This is a genomic window from Pseudomonas sp. AC083 (genome assembly GCF_979253165.1).
Genome location: NZ_CEEDDH010000024.1, coordinates 1 through 24,726, shown reverse-complemented (window position 1 = coordinate 24,726; position 24,726 = coordinate 1). Strand labels below are relative to the sequence as shown.

General features: G+C 60.9%; 24 protein-coding genes. 7 read left to right on the top strand and 17 right to left on the bottom strand.

Features of this window, described 5'->3' with window-relative positions:
• Window positions 1-76: 76 nt before the first annotated feature.
• From AC0IXA_RS25265 to AC0IXA_RS25210, 12 genes are all read right to left on the bottom strand, one after another.
• Window positions 77-673, bottom strand: a complete 597-nt coding sequence (locus AC0IXA_RS25265) for a nucleotidyltransferase family protein (protein ID WP_471814711.1) — start codon at window positions 671-673, stop codon at window positions 77-79.
• A complete protein-coding gene (locus tag AC0IXA_RS25260; protein WP_122611447.1) occupies window positions 670-1,650 on the bottom strand; it encodes an XdhC family protein in 981 nt (326 codons plus the stop codon). Before AC0IXA_RS25260 ends, AC0IXA_RS25265 begins: the two co-directional genes overlap by 4 nt.
• Window positions 1,650-3,971 carry a xanthine dehydrogenase family protein molybdopterin-binding subunit gene (locus AC0IXA_RS25255; protein WP_341639306.1) on the bottom strand — a complete coding sequence of 774 codons (2,322 nt, stop codon included), beginning with the start codon at window positions 3,969-3,971 and terminating at the stop codon, window positions 1,650-1,652. Before AC0IXA_RS25255 ends, AC0IXA_RS25260 begins: the two co-directional genes overlap by 1 nt.
• On the bottom strand, window positions 3,968-4,438 hold the full coding sequence (locus tag AC0IXA_RS25250) for a (2Fe-2S)-binding protein (protein ID WP_016771000.1): 471 nt from the start codon (window positions 4,436-4,438) through the stop codon (window positions 3,968-3,970). Before AC0IXA_RS25250 ends, AC0IXA_RS25255 begins: the two co-directional genes overlap by 4 nt.
• A 313-nt stretch (window positions 4,439-4,751) precedes the next feature.
• Window positions 4,752-5,771, bottom strand: coding sequence for a UDP-N-acetylmuramate dehydrogenase (murB, locus tag AC0IXA_RS25245; protein WP_341639305.1), 1,020 nt, complete (start codon window positions 5,769-5,771; stop codon window positions 4,752-4,754).
• Complete coding sequence (locus tag AC0IXA_RS25240) at window positions 5,768-6,232, bottom strand: low molecular weight protein-tyrosine-phosphatase (protein ID WP_282386548.1); 465 nt, start codon at window positions 6,230-6,232, stop codon at window positions 5,768-5,770. The genes murB and AC0IXA_RS25240 overlap by 4 nt, the downstream gene beginning before the upstream one ends.
• Window positions 6,232-6,996 (bottom strand): 3-deoxy-manno-octulosonate cytidylyltransferase, encoded by a 765-nt coding sequence (gene kdsB, locus AC0IXA_RS25235; protein ID WP_341639304.1) that lies wholly within the window; start codon window positions 6,994-6,996, stop codon window positions 6,232-6,234. The genes AC0IXA_RS25240 and kdsB overlap by 1 nt, the downstream gene beginning before the upstream one ends.
• Window positions 6,993-7,178: a Trm112 family protein gene (locus AC0IXA_RS25230; RefSeq protein WP_003179363.1), complete on the bottom strand. Its 186-nt coding sequence runs from the start codon at window positions 7,176-7,178 to the stop codon at window positions 6,993-6,995. Before AC0IXA_RS25230 ends, kdsB begins: the two co-directional genes overlap by 4 nt.
• Before the next feature lie 23 nt (window positions 7,179-7,201).
• Window positions 7,202-8,212, bottom strand: a complete 1,011-nt coding sequence (lpxK, locus tag AC0IXA_RS25225) for a tetraacyldisaccharide 4'-kinase (RefSeq protein WP_341639303.1) — start codon at window positions 8,210-8,212, stop codon at window positions 7,202-7,204.
• Entirely contained in the window at window positions 8,212-8,640 is a 429-nt protein-coding gene (locus tag AC0IXA_RS25220; protein WP_016771006.1) for an ExbD/TolR family protein, read from the bottom strand. The genes lpxK and AC0IXA_RS25220 overlap by 1 nt, the downstream gene beginning before the upstream one ends.
• The gene (locus AC0IXA_RS25215; protein ID WP_016771007.1) at window positions 8,637-9,272 is read right to left on the bottom strand and encodes a MotA/TolQ/ExbB proton channel family protein; all 636 of its coding nucleotides are present in this window, start codon (window positions 9,270-9,272) and stop codon (window positions 8,637-8,639) included. The genes AC0IXA_RS25220 and AC0IXA_RS25215 overlap by 4 nt, the downstream gene beginning before the upstream one ends.
• A gap of 101 nt (window positions 9,273-9,373) precedes the next feature.
• On the bottom strand, window positions 9,374-11,608 hold the full coding sequence (locus AC0IXA_RS25210; RefSeq protein WP_341639302.1) for a DNA internalization-related competence protein ComEC/Rec2: 2,235 nt from the start codon (window positions 11,606-11,608) through the stop codon (window positions 9,374-9,376).
• A gap of 136 nt (window positions 11,609-11,744) precedes the next feature.
• On the opposite strand from AC0IXA_RS25210, the gene AC0IXA_RS25205 reads away from it, so the two are divergent.
• Window positions 11,745-12,263 carry a DUF2062 domain-containing protein gene (locus tag AC0IXA_RS25205; protein ID WP_016770668.1) on the top strand — a complete coding sequence of 173 codons (519 nt, stop codon included), beginning with the start codon at window positions 11,745-11,747 and terminating at the stop codon, window positions 12,261-12,263.
• Between the two features lie 139 nt (window positions 12,264-12,402).
• On the opposite strand, the gene AC0IXA_RS25200 is transcribed toward AC0IXA_RS25205, so the two are convergent.
• The 4 genes from AC0IXA_RS25200 to AC0IXA_RS25185 all read right to left on the bottom strand — a co-directional run bounded on the left by AC0IXA_RS25200 (window position 12,403) and on the right by AC0IXA_RS25185 (window position 15,571).
• Complete coding sequence (locus AC0IXA_RS25200; RefSeq protein WP_039760202.1) at window positions 12,403-13,182, bottom strand: ABC transporter permease; 780 nt, start codon at window positions 13,180-13,182, stop codon at window positions 12,403-12,405.
• Window positions 13,179-14,111, bottom strand: coding sequence for an ABC transporter ATP-binding protein (locus AC0IXA_RS25195; RefSeq protein ID WP_095181611.1), 933 nt, complete (start codon window positions 14,109-14,111; stop codon window positions 13,179-13,181). Before AC0IXA_RS25195 ends, AC0IXA_RS25200 begins: the two co-directional genes overlap by 4 nt.
• Before the next feature lie 133 nt (window positions 14,112-14,244).
• Window positions 14,245-14,868: a glutathione S-transferase family protein gene (locus tag AC0IXA_RS25190; RefSeq protein WP_016771011.1), complete on the bottom strand. Its 624-nt coding sequence runs from the start codon at window positions 14,866-14,868 to the stop codon at window positions 14,245-14,247.
• Between the two features lie 43 nt (window positions 14,869-14,911).
• A complete protein-coding gene (locus tag AC0IXA_RS25185; RefSeq protein WP_071173232.1) occupies window positions 14,912-15,571 on the bottom strand; it encodes a transglutaminase-like domain-containing protein in 660 nt (219 codons plus the stop codon).
• 247 nt (window positions 15,572-15,818) lie between these two features.
• On the opposite strand from AC0IXA_RS25185, the gene AC0IXA_RS25180 reads away from it, so the two are divergent.
• Together AC0IXA_RS25180 and AC0IXA_RS25175 are read left to right on the top strand one after the other, a co-directional pair.
• Window positions 15,819-18,266, top strand: coding sequence for an acyl-CoA dehydrogenase (locus AC0IXA_RS25180; protein WP_471814710.1), 2,448 nt, complete (start codon window positions 15,819-15,821; stop codon window positions 18,264-18,266).
• Window positions 18,267-18,339: 73 nt separating this feature from the next.
• Window positions 18,340-18,747: a PA2817 family protein gene (locus tag AC0IXA_RS25175; protein WP_039760212.1), complete on the top strand. Its 408-nt coding sequence runs from the start codon at window positions 18,340-18,342 to the stop codon at window positions 18,745-18,747.
• 627 nt (window positions 18,748-19,374) lie between these two features.
• Here AC0IXA_RS25175 and AC0IXA_RS25170 read toward each other — a convergent pair.
• A complete protein-coding gene (locus AC0IXA_RS25170; protein WP_024013940.1) occupies window positions 19,375-20,373 on the bottom strand; it encodes a LysR family transcriptional regulator in 999 nt (332 codons plus the stop codon).
• Between the two features lie 89 nt (window positions 20,374-20,462).
• Here AC0IXA_RS25170 and AC0IXA_RS25165 point away from each other — a divergent pair, with 89 nt between their 5' ends.
• From AC0IXA_RS25165 to AC0IXA_RS25150, 4 genes are all read left to right on the top strand, one after another.
• Window positions 20,463-21,089, top strand: a complete 627-nt coding sequence (locus AC0IXA_RS25165) for an alanyl-tRNA editing protein (protein ID WP_073472234.1) — start codon at window positions 20,463-20,465, stop codon at window positions 21,087-21,089.
• A gap of 90 nt (window positions 21,090-21,179) precedes the next feature.
• The gene (locus AC0IXA_RS25160; protein WP_122700212.1) at window positions 21,180-21,950 is read left to right on the top strand and encodes a 2OG-Fe(II) oxygenase; all 771 of its coding nucleotides are present in this window, start codon (window positions 21,180-21,182) and stop codon (window positions 21,948-21,950) included.
• 1 nt (window position 21,951) lies between these two features.
• A complete protein-coding gene (locus AC0IXA_RS25155; protein WP_016773667.1) occupies window positions 21,952-22,590 on the top strand; it encodes a LysE family translocator in 639 nt (212 codons plus the stop codon).
• A 187-nt stretch (window positions 22,591-22,777) separates the two neighbouring features.
• Window positions 22,778-24,517, top strand: a complete 1,740-nt coding sequence (locus tag AC0IXA_RS25150) for a dipeptidase (RefSeq protein WP_471814709.1) — start codon at window positions 22,778-22,780, stop codon at window positions 24,515-24,517.
• Window positions 24,518-24,726: the final 209 nt, after the last annotated feature.

The window sequence follows — 24,726 nt, the reverse complement described above, 5'->3', positions numbered from 1 at the left end:
GGGTCAGACAATATTCATGTAACTGAACCATCACATTCGCGAGCAGGCTCGCTCCCACAAGGGATTTCAACACGGCTCAGGACTGAGGAGATACCAAAGATTCAGGCACATCGATATCCCACAACACCCCCGGATCACCCACCGCCACTTCCACCACCCGTCCCTGCGCAAACAACGGCCGTGCACCACGGTCACCGGTCAGCGCCTGCAATTGCGCGCCAAACGAACGACCAAACCCCACCGGATGGCCAAATTCGCCACCCAGCACCGGCACGCTCACCGCGTCATCAGCCATCGCCGCGAGCACTCGCTCGATACTCGAGGGCAAAATAAACGGCATATCGCCGAGCACAATCAACCAGCCATCAGCGTCCGGGCAAGCGGCAACACCTGCGGCAATGCTGTCGCCCATGCCGGTCGATTCGATCGACACCACGTCGCAGCCGTAAGCCTGAGCCATGCGCATCGCCTGCGGTCGAGCCTCGGTGGTGACCAGTACACGTTTGTCGAGACTGGCCGGCAGGTTCACCAGCACCTGCTCGATGACCGAGCGCACGGCGCCGTCACGCCCGGTACAGTCAGCGAGCAATTTGTCTTTGTCGGGGCCGGCGATCTGGCGAAAGCGTTTGCCCTCGCCCGCCGCCAGCACAATCACTGCGATGGATTGGCTCATGCACCCTCCAGCGGTTTTTTCTGTTTCAGCTCCACACCGTTCTTGATCGCGACAATTTCCGCCAGCAACGACAAGGCGATCTCTGCCGGCGAATGACTGCCGATGTGCAGGCCGATCGGCCCGTGCAAGCGATCAATCGATGCTTGCGACAAGCCTAGCTGAGCCAGATTTTCCCGGCGCTTCTGGCTGTTGACCCGCGAGCCGAGCGCGCCGACATAGAACGCCGGCGAATCGAGCGCGGTGAGCAAAGCCATGTCGTCCAGGCGCGGATCGTGAGTCAAGGCGACAATCGCCGTGCGCTCGTCGGTCTGAATGTTCAGCACAGCCTCATCCGGCATGCCGGCGACGAAACGGCCATGCTGCTCTTCCCAGCCGTAAACGAACTCGCTGCGCGGATCGCAGATCAGCACTTCGAAATCCAGCAGCCGCGCCATGTCGGCGACGTAGCGCGACAACTGCCCGGCACCGATCAGCAACAAGCGCCAGCGCGGGCCGTAAATCGCCCGCAGAATCTTGCCGTCGAACACCAGCGAATCGGACTTGCTCGCCGGAACCAGCAGCACCTCGCCGGTTTCGATGTTCAGTTCCCGAGCAACGATTTCGTGGTTTTCGCACCGCTGCAGCAGCTCGGCCACCCACGCGGGGTCACCGACGCGCTCTTCGGTCAGGCGCAGGGTGCCACCGCAAGGCAGACCGAAACGCGCGGCCTCCTCGCGGGTCACGCCATAAGTGATCATCTGCACCGGCGGGCCGTCGGTGGCGATGCGGCCGTCGTGCAGCCGCGCGATCAAGTCATCCTCGACACAGCCGCCCGACACCGAGCCGATCACCACGCCGTCCTCGCGCAAGGCGAGCATGGCACCGGGCGAGCGCGGCGCGGTGCCCCACGTCTGCACCACGCTGAACAGCACCACCCGCTGTCCGGCGCGGCGCCACTCGAGGACGCTGCGCAGGACGTTGAGATCGACGCTGTCCATTACGCTTGCGCCTTCTGCCAGCCCTGCAACTGATACCGCACCGGCAGATTGCGGATGCGCTTGCCGGTGGCGGCGAAGATCGCATTGCACAGCGCCGGGGCAATCGGCGGCACACCCGGCTCACCAACGCCACCCAACGGCACGTCACCCGGCGGCGTCACCAGATGCACCGCGACTTCCTTGGGCGCCAGCGACATGCGCGCGACCTCGTACATATGGAAGTTGTCCTGCTGGACCTTACCGTCCTTGAAGCTGATCTCACCGAGCACGGCGTTGCCCAGGCCCATGACGCACGCACCTTCGAACTGCGAACGGATGCGCTCAGGGTTGATCTGCGGCCCGCAGTCCACGGCGATGTCGGCCTTGTGCACGATCAGCGAACCATCGTCCTTGACCTCGACTTCGATCACCGCCGCGACATAGGTGACGAAGCTGTAATGCACTGCCAGACCGAGGCCACGGCCCTTGGGCAGTTTGCGTCCCCATCCGGCTGCCTTGGCGGCGGTTTCCAGCACGGTGCGCATGCGCCCGGTGTCGATCGGATAACGCTCGGGCGATTCGCCGTAGTTCCACTCTTCGCTCAAGGTGCGAGGATCAATCTGCCGGTCCGGGCCGAGCAATTTGATCTGGTACTTGAGCGGATCTTCCCCGGCCTTGTGCGCCAGTTCGTCGACGAAACTCTGAATCGCGAAGCCGTGGGGAATGTTCGACACCGAGCGATACCAGCCGACGCGGGTGTGTACCTTGGCTTCGGGGTTTTCCAGGCGGACGTTGGGAATCGCATAGGCCATGTTGGTAAAGCCCATGCCCAGCTCGAACGCCGCTTCGTGGTTCATGTCCGGCGCAAACAAGGCGGTGATGCTCGGCGCTACGGTGCGATGCAGCCACCCGGACGGCATGCCGTTCTTGTCGATGCCGGCCTTGAGATATTCCGCCGACACGGTGTGGAAATACGAATTGTGGATGTCGTCTTCGCGGGTCCACTGCACCCGTACAGCCTTGCCCGGAAACTCCTTGGCGAGGATCGCGGCTTCAACGACGAAGTCCGGTTTCGACTTGCGCCCGAAACCACCGCCCAGCAATGTCACATTGAAGGTGACCTTTTCGAACGGCACGCCCAGGCGTTCGGCGATGCGCTCACGGGTGACCTGCGGTGCCTGACTCGGCGCCCAGGCTTCGCAGACGCCGTCCTTGTAACGGGCGATGGCAACCATCGGTTCCATCGGTGCCTGCGCCAGATGCGGCAGGTAATACGACGCTTCGAGAGTGCTGGCAGCGCCGCTCAAGGCCTTGTCGATATCACCGGTATTGCGCACCACTTTGCCGGCCTTCAGCGACGCGGCTTCGAGTTCCTTGCGATAGGCAATCGAGTCATAACTGGCATTCGGGCCGTCGTCCCACTCGATCTTCAGCGCCTCGCGACCCTTGATCGCCGCCCAGGTGTTGCTGGCCACAACCGCGACGCCGCCCAGTGGCTGGAACTCCGACGGCAATGGCCGGCCTTCGATCTGCATGACTTTTAGCACGCCGGGGACTTTCAGCGCGGCGCTGTCATCGAGGCTTTTGACCTTGCCGCCGTACACTGCCGGGCGAGCGATAGTGGCGTAGAGCATGCCGTAGAAATGCACGTCGGCGCCGTACACTGCGCGGCCATTGACGATGTCGGCACCGTCGATGGCCTTGGTGCCTTCCTTGCCGATGTAGCGAAATTCCGACGGCTGCTTGAGTCGCAGGCTGTCACGCGCCGGCACTGCCAGCGCACTGGCGGCAGCGGCGAGTTCGCCGTAACCCAATTCACGGCCGGACGGTTTGTGAATGACCTTGTGCAGTTGCGCATGGCATTCGCCAACCGGCACTTTCCACCGCGCAGCGGCGGCCTGTTCGAGCATGGTCCGCGCGGCGGCGCCACAACGCCGCATCGGCTCGTACCAGTGACGCATGCTGCGCGAACCATCGGTGTCCTGGTTGCCGAAGCGCACTTCGTCGCCCGGCGCCTGCTGCACTTTGACCTGCGCCCAATCGGCCTCGAGTTCATCGGCCACTACCATGCTCAGGCTTGTGCGCACGCCCTGGCCCATTTCCGAACGGTTGCACACCACGGTGACGCTGCCATCGGCAGCAATGCTCACGTAGACCTTGGGATCGTCGATCCAGCCATTGGGCATGCCGTCGGCGCCAAATTTCTTCGCAGCGTCATCGGCCAACGCATCCTGCCAGCCCCAGCTCGCGGCGAGGACCAGCGCGCTGGTGGCGCCGACGCCTTTGAGAAAACCACGGCGGCTGAGGTTGCTCAGGGCGAAATCATTCGGGACGCGGCTCATGCCTTCACCTCCTTCAGGTGGGTGGAGGCCTGGCGGATCGCGGTTTTGATCCGGTTGTAGGTGCCGCAGCGGCAGATGTTGCCGACCATGGCTTCTTCGATCTGCTCGTCGCTCGGGTTGGGGTTGGTTTTCAGCAGAGCGGTGGCCGACATGATCTGCCCGCCTTGGCAATAACCGCATTGAGCCACGGCGCTGTCGAGCCAGGCTTGCTGCACGACCTTGCCTACCGGGTCGGCGTGGAGATTGTCGATGGTGGTGACGTTCTGGCCGATTACCGAGCCGATCGGCGTGATGCAACTGCGTGCCGGCAAACCGTCGATATGGATGGTGCAGGCGCCGCACAGGCCCATGCCGCAACCGAATTTGGTGCCGTTGTATCCGGCGACGTCACGAATCGCCCACAACAGCGGCATGTCTTCGGTGACATCGAGGGAGTGGTCTTGACCGTTGAGTTTCAGGGTAATCATGGGCACGCCCGCATATTTTTTAGTGGTTATGGGTTACATCTTAGCGACAAGCTGCAAGCTGCAAGCTGCAAGCTGCAAGCTCAAAGTGAAGGCGCGTCTGATTCGCTCGCAGATTGCAGCTCGCAACCGCGCCTTGGGTGAAGCAAATGATTGGTATCGTTAGGCGGCTAAGTTAACCCAGCATTAACAAAAAAGCCCTGCTTATACAGGGCTTTTTAGCTGCAAGTTTCTAGCTACAAGCTGCAAGCAAGAGCGGCTGATAGCTCATGACGCAGTGCAGCTTGCCGCTCGAAGCTTGAAACTTGCAGCTGCTTCAATACCGATTGGGCTCCATTTCCAGTTCGACATGGAAGCGCTCGGCGATGTCTTTCTGGATACGTTGCGCCAGGTCGAGCAGTTGCAGGCCGGTGGCCGTGCCGTAGTTGACCAGCACCAGCGCCTGCAACTTGTGCACGCCGGCATCGCCGTCGCGGAAGCCTTTCCAGCCGGCGCGTTCGATCAGCCAGCCAGCGGCCAGTTTCATCTGCCCATCCGCTTGCGGGTAAGCCACCAGATCCGGGTGCTGCGCCTTGATCTGCGTGACCACAGCGGCAGGCACCAGCGGATTCTTGAAAAAGCTGCCGGCATTGCCGAGCACCGCCGGGTCCGGCAGTTTTTCACTGCGGATGCTGCAGATGGCGCGGCTGACGTCGCTGGGCGTCGGCTGCTCGATGCCCTGCTCGCTCAGGCGCTGGCGCACCGGGCCGTATTCCAGATGCAGGTGCGCGGCGCGATCAAGCGTGAAGCGCACCCGCAGGATCAGCCAACGTCCCGGCTGCTGCTTGAACAGGCTGTCGCGGTAGCCGAAATTGCACTGCTCCAGGCTGAAATCCCGCAGCTCGCCGCTCTCGCGGTCCAGCGCAGTCAGGCCGGCAAACACGTCCTTGATCTCGACACCATAGGCGCCGATGTTCTGCATCGGCGCGGCGCCGACGGTGCCGGGAATCAGGCTGAGGTTTTCCAGACCGGCAAATCCCTGGGCCAGCGTGTGCTGCACGAACGGATGCCAAGCTTCGCCGGCTTCCGCCTCGACCACCACGCGACTGCCATCGTCGCTGAGCACGCGGATGCCGCGCGTGGCCATGCGCAATACCAACGCTGGAATATCCGCCGTCAGCAGCAAGTTGCTGCCGCCGCCGATCACCAGCAACGGCACGTCATGGGAAGCGGCATAGGCCAGCGCTTCGCGGACATCGTCATCACTGTGGGCTTCGGCAAACAGCTGCGCGCGCACATCGACGCCAAACGTATTGAAGGCCTGCAAAGATACTTGCGGTTGGACCTGCAAACTCATAAACGGCCCTTCACTTCGATCAGCAACTGGTCGCAGGCCGCTTCGATCAGATCGAGCACCTGCTCGAAACCCTGATCACCGTCGTAATACGGGTCCGGCACTTCATCGAGCAGCCCGGAATAACGACGCAAAAACAGATCCAGCTCGGCTCTGCCGGTGGACGGCTGCAGGGCCTTGAGGTTGCGCAGGTTGCTGTTGTCCATGGCGAGAATCAGGTCGTAGCTGGCGAAATCGGCCCGACTGACCTGCTGCGCGCGTTGCGTCGACAAGTCATAACCGCGCAGTTTCGCCGCCGCCTGGCTGCGCTTGTCCGGCGGGTTGCCGACGTGCCAGTCACCGGTGCCCGCGGAGGCCACTTCGACCACATCCGCCAGCCCGGCTTCACGCAACTTGTGGCGCAACACGCCTTCAGCGGTGGGCGAACGGCAGATGTTGCCCAGACACACAAACAGAACGCGCATCAAGCCCCCAGCAGGCGACGAACCCGCTCCAGGTCTTCAACGGTGTCGACACCGGTCGGCGGCGCGATCAGCGCGTCGGCAACATGGATGCGCACGCCATGCCACAAGGCACGCAGTTGTTCGAGGGATTCGGTGTTTTCCAGCCAGCATGGGCCCCAGTTGACGAAATCCTGAAGGAACCCGGCGCGGTAGGCGTAGATGCCGATGTGGCGGCGATAGGGCACGCCCTCCGGCAGTTGTTCGCGACTCTTGGCAAATGCATCGCGAGCCCAGGGCAAGGTTGCTCGACTGAAGGTCAGCGCGAGGCCGTTGATATCGCTGGCGACCTTGACCACGTTGGGATTGAACAGGGTTTCCACGTCTTCGATCGGCTCGGCCAGCGTGGCCATGCGCGCTTCGGTATGGGCAGCAAGGTTAGCGGCGACCTGATCGATCACGCTTGGCGGAATCAGCGGCTCATCGCCCTGGACGTTGACCACGATCGCATCAGGCGCAAGGCCAAGTTTCGCTGCGACCTCGGCCAGACGATCGGTGCCGGAGTTGTGATCTTCACGGGTCAGCACCACTTCGGCGCCAAAGCTTTTGCATGCCTCGACGATGCGTGCATCGTCAGTTGCAACAACGACGCGGGTCGCGCTGCTTTTGCTCGCCTGTTCCCAGACATGCTGGATCATCGGTTTGCCGGCAATATCCAGCAACGGCTTGCCCGGCAGACGGGTCGAGGCGAACCGCGACGGGATGACAACGGTGAAGGCTGTGGTCATTTATCCAGACGCTCGTCGGTGGTCAGGGTGCGCGCTTCGCTTTCCAGCATCACCGGGATGCCGTCGCGGATCGGATAGGCCAGGCCGGCGCCCTTGCTGATCAGTTCGGTCTTGTCGGCACTGAGCTTGAGCGGGCCTTTGCACACGGGGCAAGCGAGGATGTCGAGCAGTTTGGTGTCCATGAACATTCCCAGAAATAAAAGAGTTAAGGCAGCAGACGATCCGGCAACAGGCGCATCAGCTGGGTGTCGAACCAAGCCACGAAGGCCGGCGACGGCACGGCGTCGACCGCCAGATACCACCAGTCGGCAGCAGCAAAGGCACGGCACTTCACCGCGTCCTTTTCGGTCATTACCAAGGGCAATGACGGGGTGAAATTCAGGGCCTGCACGCTGTACTCGGCGTGGTCGGCAAACGCATGCGGAACCGGGCGCCAGTCTAGCGCTTCGAGGGTATTGAAGAAACGTTGCGGATTGCCGATCCCGGCCACCGCGTGCAGCGCTTGCCCGGGCGGGAAATGCTCGAGCGACTGACGCTCGCCGCTGCGCAGATTGACCAGTGCGGTGGGTTGCAGGCGGAAGGCGAAACCATCGTCGCGATCATCAAGGGCACCGTTGAACAGCACGCCATCCACACTTTGCAGGCGCTCGACCGGCTCACGCAACGGCCCGGCCGGCAGACAGCGCTGGTTGCCCAAGCCCCGTGCGGCATCGATCAGCACCAGTTCCAGATCCCGCGCCAGACGATAATGCTGCATGCCGTCGTCAGACAGAATCAGGTCCAGTGGCTCACTGGCAATCAAGGCTTTGACGGCGGCGCTGCGATCGGGATCAATCATCAGCGGCACGCCGGTGCGCTGGACGATCAGCAGCGGCTCGTCACCGGCAATCTCGGCGCTGTGCTCGGCCTCAACCCGCCACGGCAGTTGCGGCGGTTTGGCGCCATAACCGCGACTGACCACACCAACGCGCAGTCCACGGCGTCGGCAATGATCGATCAGCCAGAGAATCATCGGCGTCTTGCCGGTACCGCCAACGGTGATATTGCCGACCACGATCAACGGAACCGGCGATTGGTAGATTTCACCTTCGCCGTCGAGAAAGCGCTGACGCTTGTTGATCACCACGCGGCGATACAGCATTTCCAGTGGCCGCAGCAGCGTCAGGGCCGGATGCCCCTGATACCACGCGGCGAGCAGGCGATCGGACAGGCTCATCAGGATTTCGGCGCCGCCTCGACCGTGGTCATGCGCAGATGGCTGAAACCGAGCTTGCCGGCCGCGTCCATGGCGGTGATCACCGATTGATGCTGGGCCTTGCCATCGGCACTGATCGACAGCGGCATATTGGTGTCGCCGTTGGATTCTTTCTGCATGGCTTCCATCAGCGTCGCCAGATCATTCTTCGGCAGAATCTTGTTGTTCACCGAGAACACGCCTTCGGCACTGATGGCGACGTCCAGCTGTTTGACCTGCTGATCTTCGGCAGGCGAACCGCTGACCGCTTCGGGCAAGTCGACGCGCAGCTGGGTTTCGCGGGTGAAAGTGGTAGTGACCACGAAAAACAGCAGCAGAATGAACACCACGTCAATCAGCGACGCGAGGTTGATGTCTACGGTTTCCCGGGGCTTGCGACGGAATTTCACGCTTTGCCCTCGGCCAGATCGACATCGCGGTCGCCCTGCACCACTTCCACCAGTTTGATTGCTTCCTGCTCCATACCGACCACCAGCTCGTCGATGCGGCGCTGCAGGAAGCGGTGGAAGAACACCGCTGGAATCCCGACCATCAGGCCCGCTGCGGTAGTGATCAGTGCTTTGGAAATACCGCCGGCCAGTACCGAAGCATTGGTGGTCATGCCGGAGCCGGTAAAGGCACTGAAAATGTCGATCATGCCCAGCACGGTACCGAGCAGGCCGAGCAGCGGCGCCATGGCGGCGATGGTGCCGAGCGCGTTGATGTAGCGTTCGAGTTCATGAATGACCCGCGCGGCGGCCTCTTCGATGCACTCTTTCATGATCTCGCGACCATGCTTGGAATTGGCCAGGCCTGCGGCGAGGATTTCCCCCAGCGGCGAGTTGGCGCGCAACTCCTTGAGTTTTTCCTTGTTGAGCTGCTTGTCCTTGATCCAGACCCAGACTTGACCCAGCAGATGCTCGGGGGTGACGCGACTGGCGCGCAGTGTCCACAGGCGCTCGGCGACGATCGCCATGGCCGCGATGGAACTCAGAATGATCGGCAACATCATCCAGCCGCCGGATTTGACCAATTCCCACACAGTGACAGTCCCCTCGAAAAAGTGCGCCACTTTACCATACCGATCCGCGATTAAGACCCGCCGCCCCGACGACCGTGAGGTGGCACCCATGCTGGCACCGATCAACGGCCCGGGACGGGCGGATCGCGCCAGAAACGCCGCTGTTGACGCATCGTCCACGGCGGTTTGAAGCTGCCCAGTTGCAGATGAATGGCACCGTGCCCGGCGCTGTCGTAGATGCGCAGGCCTTGCTTGCGGTAGCGCGCAAGCACGGTTGGATGCGGATGACCGAACGAGTTGCCGTGACCGCGGGAGATCAGCACTGATTCCGGCTGCAAGGCTTTCAACAGCGCCATCGATGATGAACTGCGACTGCCGTGATGTGGCGATTGCAGCCACTGCGTCGGCACGGCCAGTGGGCTGTCGAGCAGAACGCGCTCGGCGTGAGTGTCGATGTCGCCGGTGAGCAGCAGGCGTTCGCCGTTGGCCTCGATCTGCAAGACACAGGAGCGCTGGTTGCTGTCATCGGCCGCCGACCACTGCCAGAGCTGGAACTGCACGCCGTCCCACTGCCATTGTTCGCCACTTGCGCAGGCTTCGGCGTTCAGCTCCGGCGGCAGGTTTGGCACATCGCCGCTGACCACGCGGTGCACCTTCAATCCCTGCATTACCGCCCGAGCGCCGCCAGCGTGATCGGCGTCAGCGTGGCTGAGCAGCATCAGATCGAGCGCTTGCACATTGAGTTTACGTAACGCTGGCAGCACCACCCGCTCGCCGAGATCGAACTCGCCGAAACGCGGGCCGGCGTCATAGAGAAGCGCGTGATGGCGGGTGCGGATGAGAATGGCCAGGCCCTGGCCAACATCGAGTTGCCAGACATCGGCCCGCCCTTCTTCTGTTTGCTCTCGAGGCGGCAATGCCAGAAGCAACAGCAGCGGCCAGCCCAACGGACGCAGCGGCACGCCACGGGGCAGCAGCAATAACAACGCGCCGAGGCTGCCCAAGACCAGCGCCCACAATGGAATGGCGGCAGGTATCCACGCCGGCCATTGCCCGGCAATCAGCGCCAGCCCGATAAACAGCCAGTCGATCAAACCACCGGCCAGCCACAACAGCCCTTCGCCGACATAAGGCACGGGCAGCAATAGCGTGCCAAGCAATGCCGGCGGCAGCACCACGAGGCTGACCCACGGAACGGCCAGCAGATTGGCTACCGGCCCGCTGACGCTGATCGGCAGGCTCAGCGCCAGCAGCACCGGGCACAAACCGATCGCGATCAGCCACTGCGCGCGAGTCCAGGTCTGCCACCAACGCCAAGCGCCCAGCCTCCCGCCGAAGGTGAAGATCAACACCGCCACTGCGGCGAAGGACAGCCAGAAGCCGGGACGCAAACTGGCCAGTGGATCAAGCAGCAGCACGCCATTGAATGCCAGCAGCAACGGCCACCATGCGCCGAGATGGCGAAAACGCAGGCGCCACAGCAGCACCAGCGCCACCATCACGCAGGCGCGCTGCACCGGCACATCGAAGCCGGCGAGCAAGCCGTAACCCAGCGCCGCCGCGAAGGCCAGGCCACACGCCCACGGCAACCATGGCCAGCGCAATGGCCAGATTCCGAAACGCGCCAGCCCGGCGACCAGCAGATACATCACAGCCGCCAGCAAACCGATGTGCTGGCCGGAGATCACCAGCAAATGCACGGTCCCGGTGTCTTGCAGTACCTGCCAATCCTCGCGACTGAGGCCTGAACCGTCACCAAGCACCAGCGCCGCCAGTGCGCCTTCTCGTCCTTGCGCATCGGCCGCCAGCAGGCGCTGGCGAACGCCGTCGCGCCATGCATACCGGGCCTCAGCCAGGCGCTGGCCATCCTTGATCGTGCCGGTCGCCCCGATCCGTTGCGCCAGCAGCCAGGCCTCGTAATCGAAGGCGTCCGGGTTGAGCAAGCCACTCGGGCGCTTCAATTTCACCGCCAGACGCCAACGCTCACCACTATTCACCGCCGGCCCGGCGTACCACGCCAGGCGCAGCAGCGATGGCAGCTTTTCGTGGCGTGAACGCGCATCAGCCAGCTCGAAACGCACCACGCCATCGTTGTGTTGCGGCAAGCCGACCACACGCCCTTCAAGCCAACGGGTTTCGCCGTCCAGGCCCGGTGGCAAGCGATCAGTCAGCGCCCACTGCGCACTGAAACAAGCCCACGTGAAACCAAACAGCAAAGAAGCCAATGGATAGCTGCGAAACGGCAGCAGCATCAGCGCCACCACTGGCAGCACTACCAGCAAGCCGACCGGCGGCAAGGCCGGCAAAAAAACCGGGGCCAGCAGACCGACTGCCAGCGCCATCATCCCTGTGCGCATATGCCCGTCCTTGAGAGTTCGCTCCTTAGGCATAGCGGGTGTGCGGCACCACCGTCGTCAACAATTGTCACAAAGTCTGAATGGGCGGTTCGTAGAATCCAGACATACTTGCCGCCTTAACCGACCGAGAAGCCTTATGCCCCGGCGCTTATTCAAACGTTACATGCCCGACCCGACGAGCATCAGGGAACACAAATCCTTACGCTTTCTCGGCACGTTGCTGCATGACCCGAACCTCTGGCATCTCAACCGCCACTCGGTCGCCCGGGCGATGGCGGTCGGCCTGTTTGCGGCATTCCTGCCGATACCCGCGCAGATGCTGGTCGCGGCGGCATTGGCGGTGATGGTGCGCGGCAATATGCCGATCGCGGTGAGTCTGGTCTGGCTGACCAATCCGATCACCATGCCGGCGGTGTTTTTCTGCACCTACCAGGCCGGGGCGTTCCTGATGGATGTGCCGGCGCGGCATCTGCCGGACGAGTTGACCTGGGAATGGATCAGCGGTGAGCTGTCGACGCTGTGGCAGCCGTTTCTGCTCGGCTCGGTGGTCGTCGGCCTGGTGCTGGGCGTCCTCGCCTACTTTCTGGTGATGCTGTACTGGCGCTGGTGGGTGGCGCGGCAATGGCGGCGGCGCAAGAAAAGCCGGCAGAAATGAATGCAAAACGGCCTCCGCGATGGGAGGCCGTTTTTTGTTGTGTCTGGGCTGGCCCCTTCGCGAGCAGGCTCGCTCCCACAGAGAACATCATTCCAGTGTGGGAGCGAGCCTGCTCGCGAAGGTAGCGCTGCGGTCGGGATCAGGTACGCATCCCGCGCCCGCTCACCAGCAACCGCGCACAGCCGAGATACAGCACCACCGTTGCCACCAGCATGAAGGTAATGGCGATACCGATGCGGATATCCGAGACACCAAGGATGCCGTAGCGGAAGGCGTTGACCATGTGCAGCACCGGGTTGGCCAGCGACACGGTCTGCCAGAACGGCGGCAGCAAGGTGATCGAGTAGAACACGCCGCCAAGGTAAGTCAGCGGGGTCAGCACAAATGTCGGGATGATCGAAATATCGTCGAAGTTGCGCGCAAACACCGCGTTGATGAAGCCCAGCAGCGAGAAGATTGTCGCGGTCAGCACCACCACCAGGATGGTCACGCCGAGATGATGCACCTGCAAATCTGTGAAGAACAGCGACAGAATCGTCACGATCAGCCCCACCGCCAGACCGCGCAATACGCCACCAATGGTGAAGCCGATCAGGATCGTGTGCGGTGACACCGGCGAAACCATCAGCTCTTCGATCGAGCGCTGGAACTTGCTGCCGAAGAAGCTCGAGACCACGTTGCCGTAGGAGTTGGTGATCACCGACATCATGATCAGACCCGGCACGATGTACTCCATGTAGGTGAAGCCACCCATGTCGCCGATCTGCCGGCCGATCAGGTTGCCGAAGATCACGAAGTACAGAACCATGGTGATCGCCGGCGGCAGCAGGGTCTGCGGCCAGATCCGCATGAAGCGTTTGACCTCGCGGTAGACGATGGTTTGCAGGGCGACGAGGTTGGGACCGAACTCGGAACTCATACCGCCACCTTCGACAGATTTTTCTCCACCAGGGACACGAACAACTCCTCGAGGCGATTGGTTTTGTTACGCAGGCTCAGCACTTCGATGTTCTGCTGCGCCAACTGGGTGAACAACGCCGTGATGCCCATGGATTTGTCGACCTGCACTTCCAGGGTGTGGCCGTCGAGCAATCGGGCCGGGTAGCCGAGCAATTGCGGCGCAACGTGCAAGTCGTGTTTCAGGTCGAGCAAAAAGGTTTCCACGTGCAACTGGCCCAGCAACTGTTTCATGCTGGTGTTTTCGACGATGGTGCCGTGGTCGATGATGCCGATGTTGCGGCACAGCTGCTCGGCCTCTTCCAGGTAATGCGTGGTCAGGATGATGGTGATGCCTTTCTGGTTCAGCTCGGTGAGGAAGGTCCACATCGAACGGCGCAGTTCGATATCGACGCCCGCAGTCGGCTCATCGAGGATCAGCAGGCGCGGTTCATGCACCAGTGCACGGGCAATCATCAGACGCCGTTTCATGCCGCCGGACAGCGAACGCGACGGCACATCACGCTTGTCCCACAGGCCGAGCTGGGTCAGGTACTGCTCGGCGCGTTCCTTGGCGACTTTCGCCGGAATGCCGTAGTAACCGGCCTGGGTCACGACGATGTCGAAGGTCTTTTCGAACTGGTTGAAGTTGAATTCCTGCGGCACCACGCCGATCGAGCGCTTGAGCGCCGCCGGGTTCTTGTCCAGGTCATTGCCGAAAATATTCACGGTGCCGCTGGTCTTGTTGACCAGGGTCGAGAGGATGCCGATGGTGGTGGATTTGCCGGCGCCGTTGGGGCCGAGCAAGGCGAAAAAGTCACCTTCGGCGACGTCCAGATCGATACCACTCAAGGCCTGGAACCCGTTGCCGTAGGTTTTGGTTAGCTGCCGGATGGACAGAGCGGAACTCATATCGGATTTACGCACCAAGAAGGAAGGAAAGAAGTAAATAAGGGCGGGCGGCGAGGGAAACAACCGCGGCGCAAGTTCGCAATGGTGCTTGCCGCCGCCGCACAAGTACAGTCAAGTCTGTCGATAGTAATTATCAAGTCAACGCGGTCATGACCGCCTTCTGATAGGCCGCACGCTGCTTCAAACGTTCATACCAGGCTTGCAGATGCGGTTGCGGAGCGCGCTCGATGGGCATTTCGAACCAGGCGTAAATGAAGCTGCCCAGCGGAATGTCGCCCATGCCGATGTCATTGCCGGAGAGATAAGGCTGGCTGATCAAGGCATGGTCGGCCATGTTCAGCAATTCATCGCATTCCTTGATCGCGGCGTTGATCGCCTTCCAGTCCTGCTTCTCCGCAGGCGTACGCAGCACACCCCAGAACACCGTGCGAAACGGCCCGGCGAAACTCGACGTGGTCCAGTCCATCCATTTGTCCGCCGTGGCGCGGGCTTGCGCATCCGCCGGATACCAGGCGCTGTCCGGGGCGTGTTTGGCCAGCAGATAGCGAACGATGGCGTTGGATTCCCACAGCACGAAACCGTCATCCTCGATCACCGGCACCCGGCCATTCGGGTTCATCGCGCGGTACTCGGGCGTGTCGACCACACCGAACGCGCCGCCGGCATCGATGGCCTCGTACGCCAGGCCCAGCTCTTCGGCAGCCCACAAGGGCTTTCTGACGTTCGATGAATTTTTCCGTCCCCAGATCTTCAGCATGACCGCCTCTTTGCAAGTGAGTGGACGGCCAGCATACGCCGGATCAGGTGCGACTCAAATCGGCCTGCATATCGCCCAGCAGCACCGGCAGTTGCTCACTGAACAGATGCGGATAGCACTTTTGCAGGTGCTCGAAGAAGAAGGTTTCCGGCACATCGGTGAATTGGCCGTGATCGAGCAGATACTCCATCAACTGCGCGCCGTCACGGTTGAACGGATGGAAAACGCTGTCATTGATGCCGTCGAATTCCAGCGCTGCGACGTTGAACAACTCGCACAGTTGCTGGTTGAACGCTGGCGTCGCCTTGACCCAGCGACCATCGAGAAACAGCTCGGTGTAGCCATGCATGGCGAACACATCGCTTTTCAGCAACTCGAGCAGACGTGGCGTCGACAGATGATTGCGCACATCGGCCAGACCGATGCGCGCCGGGATCCCGCAATGCCGTGCACAACCGGCGAGCAGCGTGGCTTTCGGCACGCAGTAACTCTCCCCTGCTGCGAGTGCGTAACTGCCGCGCAGGGTTTGCGGATCACGGCTGAAGGTGTACGGGTTGTAGCGCACCGCCTCGCGCACGGCGTAATACAGACTGATCGCCTGCTCACGCGGATCATTACTGGCACCGCGATGCTGCTCGGCGAACTCCACCACCGCCGGGTGGTCACTATCGATGAAGCGGCCGGGGCTCAGATACTCGTGCATGACGGCAATCTCCTGGATGAGTCACGAGTCTAGCGACAGCCTGAGCACAGAGATAACGACGTTTCGGCCAAACCTGAAAGCAAAGCTGCGCAGCAACGAACGATTTCCCACACGTGTTGCCCACCGAACCTACGAAAACCATCCGGGGTTTCCCACGATTTCAATCACCATGCTCTGACCACCCTTATTTGCAGATGCCGTCTAAGCTCTGGAGGGTCGATTTGCCTTGGTTCACGGAGGACTGAATATGCTGTTGTTGTGGATACTGGTTTTGATCGTCGGCGTGGCGTATCTCGCCCATCGACGCATCGCCCCGCTGCCCGCATTGGGCATCGTTGCGGCCTATCTGGTCGCCATGGGGATTTTCAGTCACGCGCCGGGCTGGCTGCTGTTTGTCTTCTGGGTCCTGTTGGCAGTGGTCGCCGCGCCATTGTTGTTGCCCGACCTGCGCCGTAAACACTTCACCGCGCCGCTGTTCAACTGGTTCCAGAAAACCCTGCCGCCGATGTCGCAGACCGAACGCGACGCGATCGATGCCGGCACCGTATGGTGGGACGGCGAGCTGTTCAGCGGCCGTCCGGACTGGGAAAAACTGCTGTCCTATCCAAAAGTGCAACTGAGCGAAGAAGAACAGGCGTTCATCGATGGCCCGACCGAAGAGCTCTGCGCGATGGTCAGCGACTGGCAGATCGGCCAGTCCATGGACCTGCCGCCCGAGGCCTGGACGCATATCAAGGAACACGGCTTTTTCGCCCTGATCATTCCCAAGGAATACGGCGGCAAAGGCTTCTCCGCCTACGCTCACTCCCAAGTGGCAATGAAACTGGCGACGCGCAGCGGTGACCTCGCCTCAACCGTGATGGTCCCGAACTCCCTCGGCCCGGCCGAATTGCTGCTGCATTACGGCACCGACGAACAACGTAATCACTACCTGCCGCGCCTGGCCCGTGGCGACGATATCCCGTGCTTCGCCCTCACCGGCCCGCTGGCCGGTTCCGACGCCGGCGCGATGCCCGACACCGGGATCATCTGCAAAGGCCAGTGGGAAGGACAGGAAGTCATCGGCCTGCGCCTGAACTGGGAAAAGCGCTACATCACCCTCGGCCCGGTCGCTACCCTGCTTGGCCTGGCATTCAAGGCTTATGACCCGGATCACCTCCTCGGTGAAGAGGAAGACCTCGGCATCAGCCTGGCGCTGATCCCGACCGATACCGCAGGCGTGGAGATCGGTCGTCGTCACCTGCCGCTGGGCGCCGCGTTCATGAACGGCCCGAACTCCGGCAAGGACGTATTCATTCCGCTGGACTACCTCATCGGTGGTCAGGAAATGCTCGGCAAAGGCTGGATGATGCTGATGAACTGCCTGTCCGTCGGGCGTTCGATCTCGCTGCCAGCCGTGGGCACCGGCGCGGCCAAGTTCACCAGTCTGGTCACTGGTCAGTACGCGCAGATTCGCGAGCAATTCAACGTACCGCTGTCCGCGTTCGAAGGCATCCAGGAAGCCATGGCGCGCATCGGCGGTAACGCGTGGATGATGGACGCCGCCCGCATGCTCACCGCCAACGCGGTGGACCTGGGGGAAAAACCCTCGGTGCTGTCGGCGATCCTCAAATACCACCTCACCGAACGCGGCCGCGAATGCATCAGCCACGCCATGGATGTGCATGGTGGTAAAGCGATCATCATGGGGCCGAACAACTACCTCGGCCGCAGCTGGAACGGCGCGCCGATCTTCATCACCGTCGAAGGCGCGAACATCCTGTCGCGCAACCTGATGATCTTCGGTCAGGGCGCGATCCGTTGCCATCCGTTCGTACTCAAGGAAATGGCCCTGGCCGGTCGCCAGGATAAAGACCAGGCACTCAAGGAATTCGATGGCCTGCTGCTCAAGCACATCGGTTTTGCCGTCAGCAATGCCGCCAGCACACTGGTGCTGAACCTCGGCCTTGGCCATTTCGAACATGCGCCCGGTGACAGGATCAGCCAAGGCTATTTCCGCGCGCTGAACCGTCAGGCCGCCGCATTCGCCATGCTCGCCGACTTCAGCATGATGCTTCTGGGCGGCGAACTGAAACGCCGCGAACGTCTGTCGGCTCGCCTTGGCGATGTACTGAGCAACCTGTATCTGGCCTCCGCCGCGCTCAAGCGTTATCACGACCTGGATTCGCCGGCGTACATGGAGCCGCTGTTCCGCTGGGCCATGGAAGAGAGCCTCGGCCAGTCGGAGCGTGCGCTGGATGAACTGCTGAGCAACTTCCCGAACAAAGTCTTCGGCTGCCTGCTGCGGGTCATCGTCTTCCCGTTCGGTCGCCGTCACAAAGGCCCATCGGACAAACTCGGCGCCGAAGTCGCTGCGGTCATCGGTCGCGCCAAAGGCGATCCGGCGCTGGAAGAACTGCTCGCCGGCTGCTACCGCCCGCAATCGGCGGACGATGCGGTGGGCGCCCTGCAACACGCCAGTGACCTGCTTAACGCCGCGCAACCGCTGCACAAGAAACTGCACACCGCACTGAAGAGCGGCCAGGTCAAACCGGCAGCCGGCGAACACGCCATCGATGCCGCACTGGAAGCCGGCGTACTGCAAGCCGTCGAAGCGCAAAGCCTGCGCGACGCCGAAGCGGCCCGCCGCAAGGTGATCGACGTCGATGATTTCGCCAAAGAAGAACTGACCCAGGCAGAGGGCAAAGTCCGCTGATCCCGGTTTATGTGAAAAAACGGCGCGAGGGCTTTATACTCCCGCGCCCGTTTTGCTCTTGAGGACTTATCTCGTGTCCAACGTCGTTGCCGATCATCTCGTGTTGCTCGACCACCTGCGCAGTATCCTGGTCGCCGTAGGTGAGGCCGAACAAGTGCCCGAAGAAAGCCATGCCCTGTTCCTCGAGCGCTTCGACGAACTGCTGGCCTCCCTGCCGATCGACCCTATCGAAAGCCAATACCTGGGCCAGGACATCCTCACCCAAGTCATCAGCCGCTACCCGCAAATCGCCCACCTGATCCCGCGCGACCTGCTGTGGTTCTTCGCCGGCGACTGCCTGCACTACCTCTCCGACGAAGAAATCGACCTCTACCAGGCCCTCGAAGAACGCCGCTACGAAGCCGAACAGAACGACGAACCGTTTGACTGGAACCAGGAAAAACAACTGCTGGCCATGTCGGCGCAGGACAGCAAGCACTGATATCGACAGGTAATCGAAAGGCCCGCACTGGTGATTCCATGCGGGCCTTTTTTTCTAGATCAAAAACACCCTCACCCTAGCCCTCTCCCGGAGGGAGAGGGGACTGACCGAGGTGTTTGGGCGAGTTACGTCGATGTGAAAGTCCGAGTTGAACTCAGAATTTGAAAAGCACACAAATCAGCTCCCTCTCCTCGGGGAGAGGGCTGGGGTGAGAGGCGAATCCAACAAAGATCCAAAGCAGACCACACGCTTTTCACCACTCAAAACAATGAGCGCAAGCTCGAGTACCGCTCTTGATCTTGATCCATAAGCGACGTCGGAAGGCTGAGCGTAGGGATTGATCCGGGCGTGGGAGCGCAGCGACCGTACGACGCAGTCGTACACAGCGGAAGGAGGTGCAGCGAAGCAAACCGTAGCCGCTGCGCCCGGATCGATCCCGCAGCGAAGGAACCCGAGCCTGCGAGGGCCGAACGCAGGAGCTAGCGTTTTGGTTACTTTTTGGCGTCTGAAAAAGTGACTCGCCGTAAGGGCGAAACCGCCAGCCGCAACACCCGCAGAAACGGATATTCACCCAAAACCCCAAGAACCTGGTCGGCCCCAAGGCCGCCAAGTCCCACCAAAAAAACCTCAAAGCAACCCCTCACTCTCCGGCAGCTCATACGCCACAGCCGCATTGCTCCCACCGGCAGATTTCCCGGGCCTACCCAACGTCGGCTCCTTCTGCAAACACTCCACCAGATAATCAATAAACACCCGCAACTTCGGCGGCAAATAACGCGTCGGCGAATGCAGCAACCACAACCCGCCATGATAGGAAGCAAGAAACGTCCAGTCCGGCAACACCTGCACAATCAACTTCTGTTCCAGCGCATAACGCGCCGTGAAATACGGCAGACTGCCAATCCCGATGTGCTGCAACACCGCCCCCAAGCGCACACCCGTGTGATTGGCGGCATAACGCCCACGCACCCCGACCGTGACAGCTTTACTGCCCTTCTTGAACTTCCAGCGCGCATCGCTCGGCGTTTCGCCCAGATAAATACAACTGTGGTTGAGCAAATCGTGAGGATGCGTCGGCGTGCCATGTTCGGCCAGGTATTGCGGCGTGGCGCAAAGCAAATGATCGATGGTCAGCAACTGCCGCCCGACCAGACCCGCCGGCGGACGATCAGTGATGCGAATCGCCAGATCGACATGATCATCGATCAGATCGACCTGACGATCTTCCAGCAGCAACTCCACATCAACCTTGGGATAGCGGCGCAGAAACTCCGGCATGTGCGGATGAATCACAAAGCGCCCCACCGCTTTCGGCACGCTGACCCGCACCAGACCTTCGGCTTCGTGGGTGAACTGGCCGCTGATTTCCATCACCGATCTGGCCGCGCTGACCATTTCCTGGCAACGCTTGAACACCTCTTCGCCGCCATCGCTCAAGCGCAGTTTGCGCGTGGTGCGTTGCAGCAGGCGCGTGGCCAACGCCTTTTCCAAGCGGGAAATACTGCGACTGACCGCCGAGGGTGAGGAACCCATCTGCCGCGCCGCTTCAGAGAAGCTGCCGGTCTCGACAACCTTGACGAAAATCGCCATTTCACCCAGCAGCGGCAGCGGAAGATTGATGCTCACGACGCACAAGTCCTTTGATGTTCGAATGGATTATCACGTTATTGCACGATTCATATAATAAAAACAGAACTTCGATCAGGGCATGGAATATGACGCTTCGCCTGTTTTTTCACAGTGACGACCTCAAGGCGAATGTCGAAGTCCTCGACTGCACACCCCACGAGAACGAATTCGCCGTAGTGCTGCGCGCTACTCTGTTTCACCCCCAGGGCGGCGGTCAGCCTTGCGACACCGGCTGGATCGGTGAAAGCCGGGTGTCGCGCGTGGTGCAGGAAGCGGAGTGCATTGTGCATTTCGTCGACCGCCCGCTGCCGCTGGGCATGACCGTCATCCGCATTGATGAAGAACGCCGCCGCTTCAACACGCGCATGCATTCGGCCGGGCACCTGATCGGTCATTTCATTCAGGCCATGGGCTGGATGCCGATCAAAGCGCACCACTGGCCGGACGAAGGCCGGGTGCAATTCAAACCGGGCGATGGCGCGGAAGAAGTCGATGCGCCAACCGTGCAAACCGGTATCGAGCAGTGGATCGAACACGATCTGCCGCGTCTGACTTCACTGCGCGAGGGCGCGCGGGAAATCAGTTTCGGTGAGCTGCCAGCCTATGGCTGCGGTGGCACCCACGTACGCAGCCTGAAGGATCTGGGCACAGTCACGATCGCGTCCCTTTCACAGAAGAAAGGCACGCTGTCCGTCCACTACAGCGTGGATTGAGCATTTCGGACGTTGCCGTCGCGCAGCGTCCGACGCCGGGGAACCACACTCGCCGGTTCCGTTGACTATCGATAGATGGACCTAAAACAAATGATGCTAGACGTCGAGCGTCTCGATGAGACGTGCATAAAAAAACTGGCCAACGAAGAAGTCCTCGCCATCCGCGTCAAACGCTTTCTGCCCGAGCCGCTGGCGATCGAGATCGGTGACAAGATCCTCGCCCCGGGCTTTGAAGGCTACATCAACGCGCCGAGTATCGGCCGCATCGGCATGGCCTTCTACGAGGCGGAAAACCAGCCGCTGCTGATCGAGGATTACTTCGAACGCGCCACCCGCAACATCGACGAACTGCGCCAGCGCTGCGCGCCCTACTCTTCGCCGATCGACACGTTGCGCTGCATGCTCGACGAGTCCTGGCCCGCTGGCGCGCATCTGGAAAACCTCTACGGGCGCAAGATGTATGTCGGCTTGTCGCGCGTGGTCAAACCCGGCGTGTGCTTTCTTGCTCATCACGACATCTTCGCCAAAGACGCCCCGGACAGTTTTCAGGCGCGCAGCCTCGAGGCGCAATTCGCCTGCAACGTCTACCTGAACATGCCCACCGAGGGTGGCGCCTTGCAGATGTGGAACGACCACATCACCCCGGATCAATTCGACGAAATGCGCGGCGACAGTTATGGCATCGAGCCGTCGCTGCTGGGGCCGCCCGCCCTCGAAGTTCGACCGCAGCCCGGCGATTTCATCATGTTCAATTCGCGGCGCATGCACTCGGTGACTCCGGGCGTGGCTGATCCGCGTTTGAGCTTGTCGTTCTTTGTCGGCTATCGCGGCAATGCCTCCCCTCTGACTTTCTGGAGCTGACATGCTTTCCAATTACCTGGGCGAGTTTCTCGCATTGGCCACCATCCACTTTCTCGCCGTGGTGGCGCCCGGTCCGGACTTCGCCGTGACCATCCGCCAGAGCGTGCGCTTCGGCCGGCTCGTCGGCATCTGCACTGCGCTGGGCATCGGCGCGGGAATCTCCGTGCACGTGCTGTATACCCTGCTCGGCGTCGGCGCCCTGATGCACACCACGCCGTGGCTGCTGACTGTGGCCAAAGTGGTCGGTGGGGCTTACATCCTCTATCTGGGCGTCAGCCTGATCCGCAGCAAACCGAAGAGCAGCGTCGAAGGCGAAAAAACCGCCGATGAGCCGCTGGTTGAACAGTCACTGTTCAAGGCATTCAGCACCGGTTTTCTGACCAACGCGACCAACCCCAAGGCCACGCTGTTTTTCCTGGCCATCTTCACCACGATCATCAGCGCCAGCACACCGCTGCAGATCCAGGCGTTCTATGGCTTGTGGATGTGCTTCGTCAACGCGCTGTGGTTCGTGATCGTCGCGCTGTTTTTCTCCAGCAACAAAGTGCGCCTGCTGTTCATGCGCCTTGGACACTGGTTCGAGCGCAGCATGGGCGTCATCCTCATTCTGTTTGCCGGACGCCTGATGCTGTCGATGTAACTCGCACAAAAAAAGTCCCTGCATCAGCTGCCGGGACTTTTTCATTTGTGCGCCTCTTTTGCATTTCTGTGCGACAGATCAAGTTTGTGACTCCCTCTTCACCTGCTCATGGTGGTAGGTTGCAAAATGTTTCTGCCGCAAGCGTCAGACATTTTTTCCCAATCTCTAGCAAAGGAATGCCTGTTACATGGTCTTTTCCCTGAAAAAACTGGCCGCTGCCACGCTCGTCATGGCCAGCCTCACAGCGTTTACCAGCGCCGCACAAGCCAACATCACTGCCGAGCAAAGCGCAGCGATCCTGAAATCCTTCGACGGCAAGAACCTGACGGACTTCCGCAGCTTCCTCGGCAGCCTGGCGAAAAGCGACCTGGCCAAGTCGGATAACCTCAACCCGTCCATCAGCGCCTTCCTCGACAACAAGACCCTGAACGCCGAACAGCAGAATGAAATTCACCGTCTGCTGGGCATTTATACCCGCGTGAAATATGGCAAGGCTGCACTGGAAACCCTGCGCCAACTCGTCGAGATCCCGACCTTCCGCAAGGACGGCGTGGAGCAACACGACAACCCGGAATTCATCAAGATTGCCGGCGAGATCCAGAAACTCGCCGAATCCTTCGGTTTGAAGTTCCGCAATGTCGATAACCGTGTCTACGAAATTTCTCTGGACGGCAAAGGCGACGAAGTCGTTGGCATTCATGCCCACGCCGATGTGGTGCCGGTGACGCCGGAAAACTGGGTGCTGAAGGACGGCACCAAACTCGACCCGTTCAAAGTCACGCTGATTGGCGATCGCATGTACGGTCGCGGCACCGAGGATGACAAGAACGCTATCGTCGTCGCGCTGTACGCCATGAAAGTGATCAAGGACGAGAAGCTGCCCCTGGCGCGTAACTTCAAGCTGCTGGTCGACACCACCGAAGAAACCAGTGGCGACGCCATTCCTTATTACTTCGAACGCAATCCCACGCCAACCTACAACATGGCGCTGGACGGCGGTTATCCGGTGGTGATTGCCGAGAAAGGCTACGGCACCGTCATGGCCAACTTCGCCAAGCGCAAAGCCGAGGGCAACGGTGCGGAAATCGTTTCGATGACTGGCGGCAAAGCGACCAACCAGATTCCGTCCGCTTCGGTGGTCACACTTGTAACCGACAAGCCAGCCGAGCTCGCCGCCAGTCTGCAAAAGGCCGGCGACGCTTATGCCAAGGCCAACGGCGGCGATTTCGAAGTCGCGGCAAAGGTTGATGGTAAAGACGTCAAACTGACCGTGACGGGGGTTTCTGCGCACTCCTCCGAACCAGAGTCCGGCGTCAACCCGGTCGCGCGGATGCTGAGTTTCATCAACAGCCTGGACGGCAAAGTCGCGCTCAAGCACAACCAGTTCACCGATGCCGCGCGTTATGCCGATGACAACTGGGGCCTGGATTATCTGGGCAAAAAACTTGGCGTCGGTTTCTCTGACTCGTTCATGGGGCCACTGACCACCTCGCCGACCTACGTCGGTGAGGATGACAAAACCTTCAAGCTGGCGGTGAATCTGCGCGTACCGAAGGGCAAGTCTCCGGAAAAGCTCAAGGCTGAGATCGCTGAGAAACTGGACGCCTGGAGCAAGAAGACTCATGTCGCTGTAGCGTTCGACTATTCCGTGGCCGAGCCGATGTATCGCAACCCCGAGGGTGAGTGGGTCAAGGCGCTGCTTGCCGTAGCCAGCGAAAACCTCGGTATGAAATCGGAATTCGGTACTTCCGCTGGTGCGACGTCGGTTCACGAATTGCCGAACGGCGTGCAATTCGGCCTGGCGCGACCTGAGGCCAAGTACACCGGCCACACCGATGGCGAATTCAAGACCGTCGAGCAGTTCCTGCTGGATCTGCAGATCGTCACGGAAATGATGGGGCGTGTCGGGCAGTTGCCGAAGCTGTAAAGCCCTGCCTGAGCCCGATCATTGATGACCGGGCTCAAATTAAAAAAGGACCTGTGAAAAGGTCCTTTTTTATTGCCGCCACAAAACGCGCACAAACAAAAACGCCGATCATTACTGATCGGCGTTTTTGTGAAATTGGAGCGGGAAACGAGACTCGAACTCGCGACCCCGACCTTGGCAAGGTCGTGCTCTACCAACTGAGCTATTCC

Bases quoted from the DNA above. Each gene is read 5' to 3' on its own strand.
- AC0IXA_RS25265 (WP_471814711.1), bottom strand. From the start codon at position 673: ATGAGCCAATCCATCGCAGTGATTGTGCTGGCGGCGGGCGAGGGCAAA.
- AC0IXA_RS25260 (WP_122611447.1), bottom strand. From the start codon at position 1,650: ATGGACAGCGTCGATCTCAACGTCCTGCGCAGCGTCCTCGAGTGGCGC.
- AC0IXA_RS25255 (WP_341639306.1), bottom strand. From the start codon at position 3,971: ATGAGCCGCGTCCCGAATGATTTCGCCCTGAGCAACCTCAGCCGCCGT.
- AC0IXA_RS25250 (WP_016771000.1), bottom strand. From the start codon at position 4,438: ATGATTACCCTGAAACTCAACGGTCAAGACCACTCCCTCGATGTCACC.
- murB (WP_341639305.1), bottom strand. From the start codon at position 5,771: ATGAGTTTGCAGGTCCAACCGCAAGTATCTTTGCAGGCCTTCAATACG.
- AC0IXA_RS25240 (WP_282386548.1), bottom strand. From the start codon at position 6,232: ATGCGCGTTCTGTTTGTGTGTCTGGGCAACATCTGCCGTTCGCCCACC.
- kdsB (WP_341639304.1), bottom strand. From the start codon at position 6,996: ATGACCACAGCCTTCACCGTTGTCATCCCGTCGCGGTTCGCCTCGACC.
- AC0IXA_RS25230 (WP_003179363.1), bottom strand. From the start codon at position 7,178: ATGGACACCAAACTGCTCGACATCCTCGCTTGCCCCGTGTGCAAAGGC.
- lpxK (WP_341639303.1), bottom strand. From the start codon at position 8,212: ATGAGCCTGTCCGATCGCCTGCTCGCCGCGTGGTATCAGGGGCATCCG.
- AC0IXA_RS25210 (WP_341639302.1), bottom strand. From the start codon at position 11,608: ATGCGCACAGGGATGATGGCGCTGGCAGTCGGTCTGCTGGCCCCGGTT.
- AC0IXA_RS25205 (WP_016770668.1), top strand. From the start codon at position 11,745: ATGCCCCGGCGCTTATTCAAACGTTACATGCCCGACCCGACGAGCATC.
- AC0IXA_RS25200 (WP_039760202.1), bottom strand. From the start codon at position 13,182: ATGAGTTCCGAGTTCGGTCCCAACCTCGTCGCCCTGCAAACCATCGTC.
- AC0IXA_RS25195 (WP_095181611.1), bottom strand. From the start codon at position 14,111: ATGAGTTCCGCTCTGTCCATCCGGCAGCTAACCAAAACCTACGGCAAC.
- AC0IXA_RS25190 (WP_016771011.1), bottom strand. From the start codon at position 14,868: ATGCTGAAGATCTGGGGACGGAAAAATTCATCGAACGTCAGAAAGCCC.
- AC0IXA_RS25185 (WP_071173232.1), bottom strand. From the start codon at position 15,571: ATGCACGAGTATCTGAGCCCCGGCCGCTTCATCGATAGTGACCACCCG.
- AC0IXA_RS25180 (WP_471814710.1), top strand. From the start codon at position 15,819: ATGCTGTTGTTGTGGATACTGGTTTTGATCGTCGGCGTGGCGTATCTC.
- AC0IXA_RS25165 (WP_073472234.1), top strand. From the start codon at position 20,463: ATGACGCTTCGCCTGTTTTTTCACAGTGACGACCTCAAGGCGAATGTC.
- AC0IXA_RS25160 (WP_122700212.1), top strand. From the start codon at position 21,180: ATGATGCTAGACGTCGAGCGTCTCGATGAGACGTGCATAAAAAAACTG.
- AC0IXA_RS25155 (WP_016773667.1), top strand. From the start codon at position 21,952: ATGCTTTCCAATTACCTGGGCGAGTTTCTCGCATTGGCCACCATCCAC.
- AC0IXA_RS25150 (WP_471814709.1), top strand. From the start codon at position 22,778: ATGGTCTTTTCCCTGAAAAAACTGGCCGCTGCCACGCTCGTCATGGCC.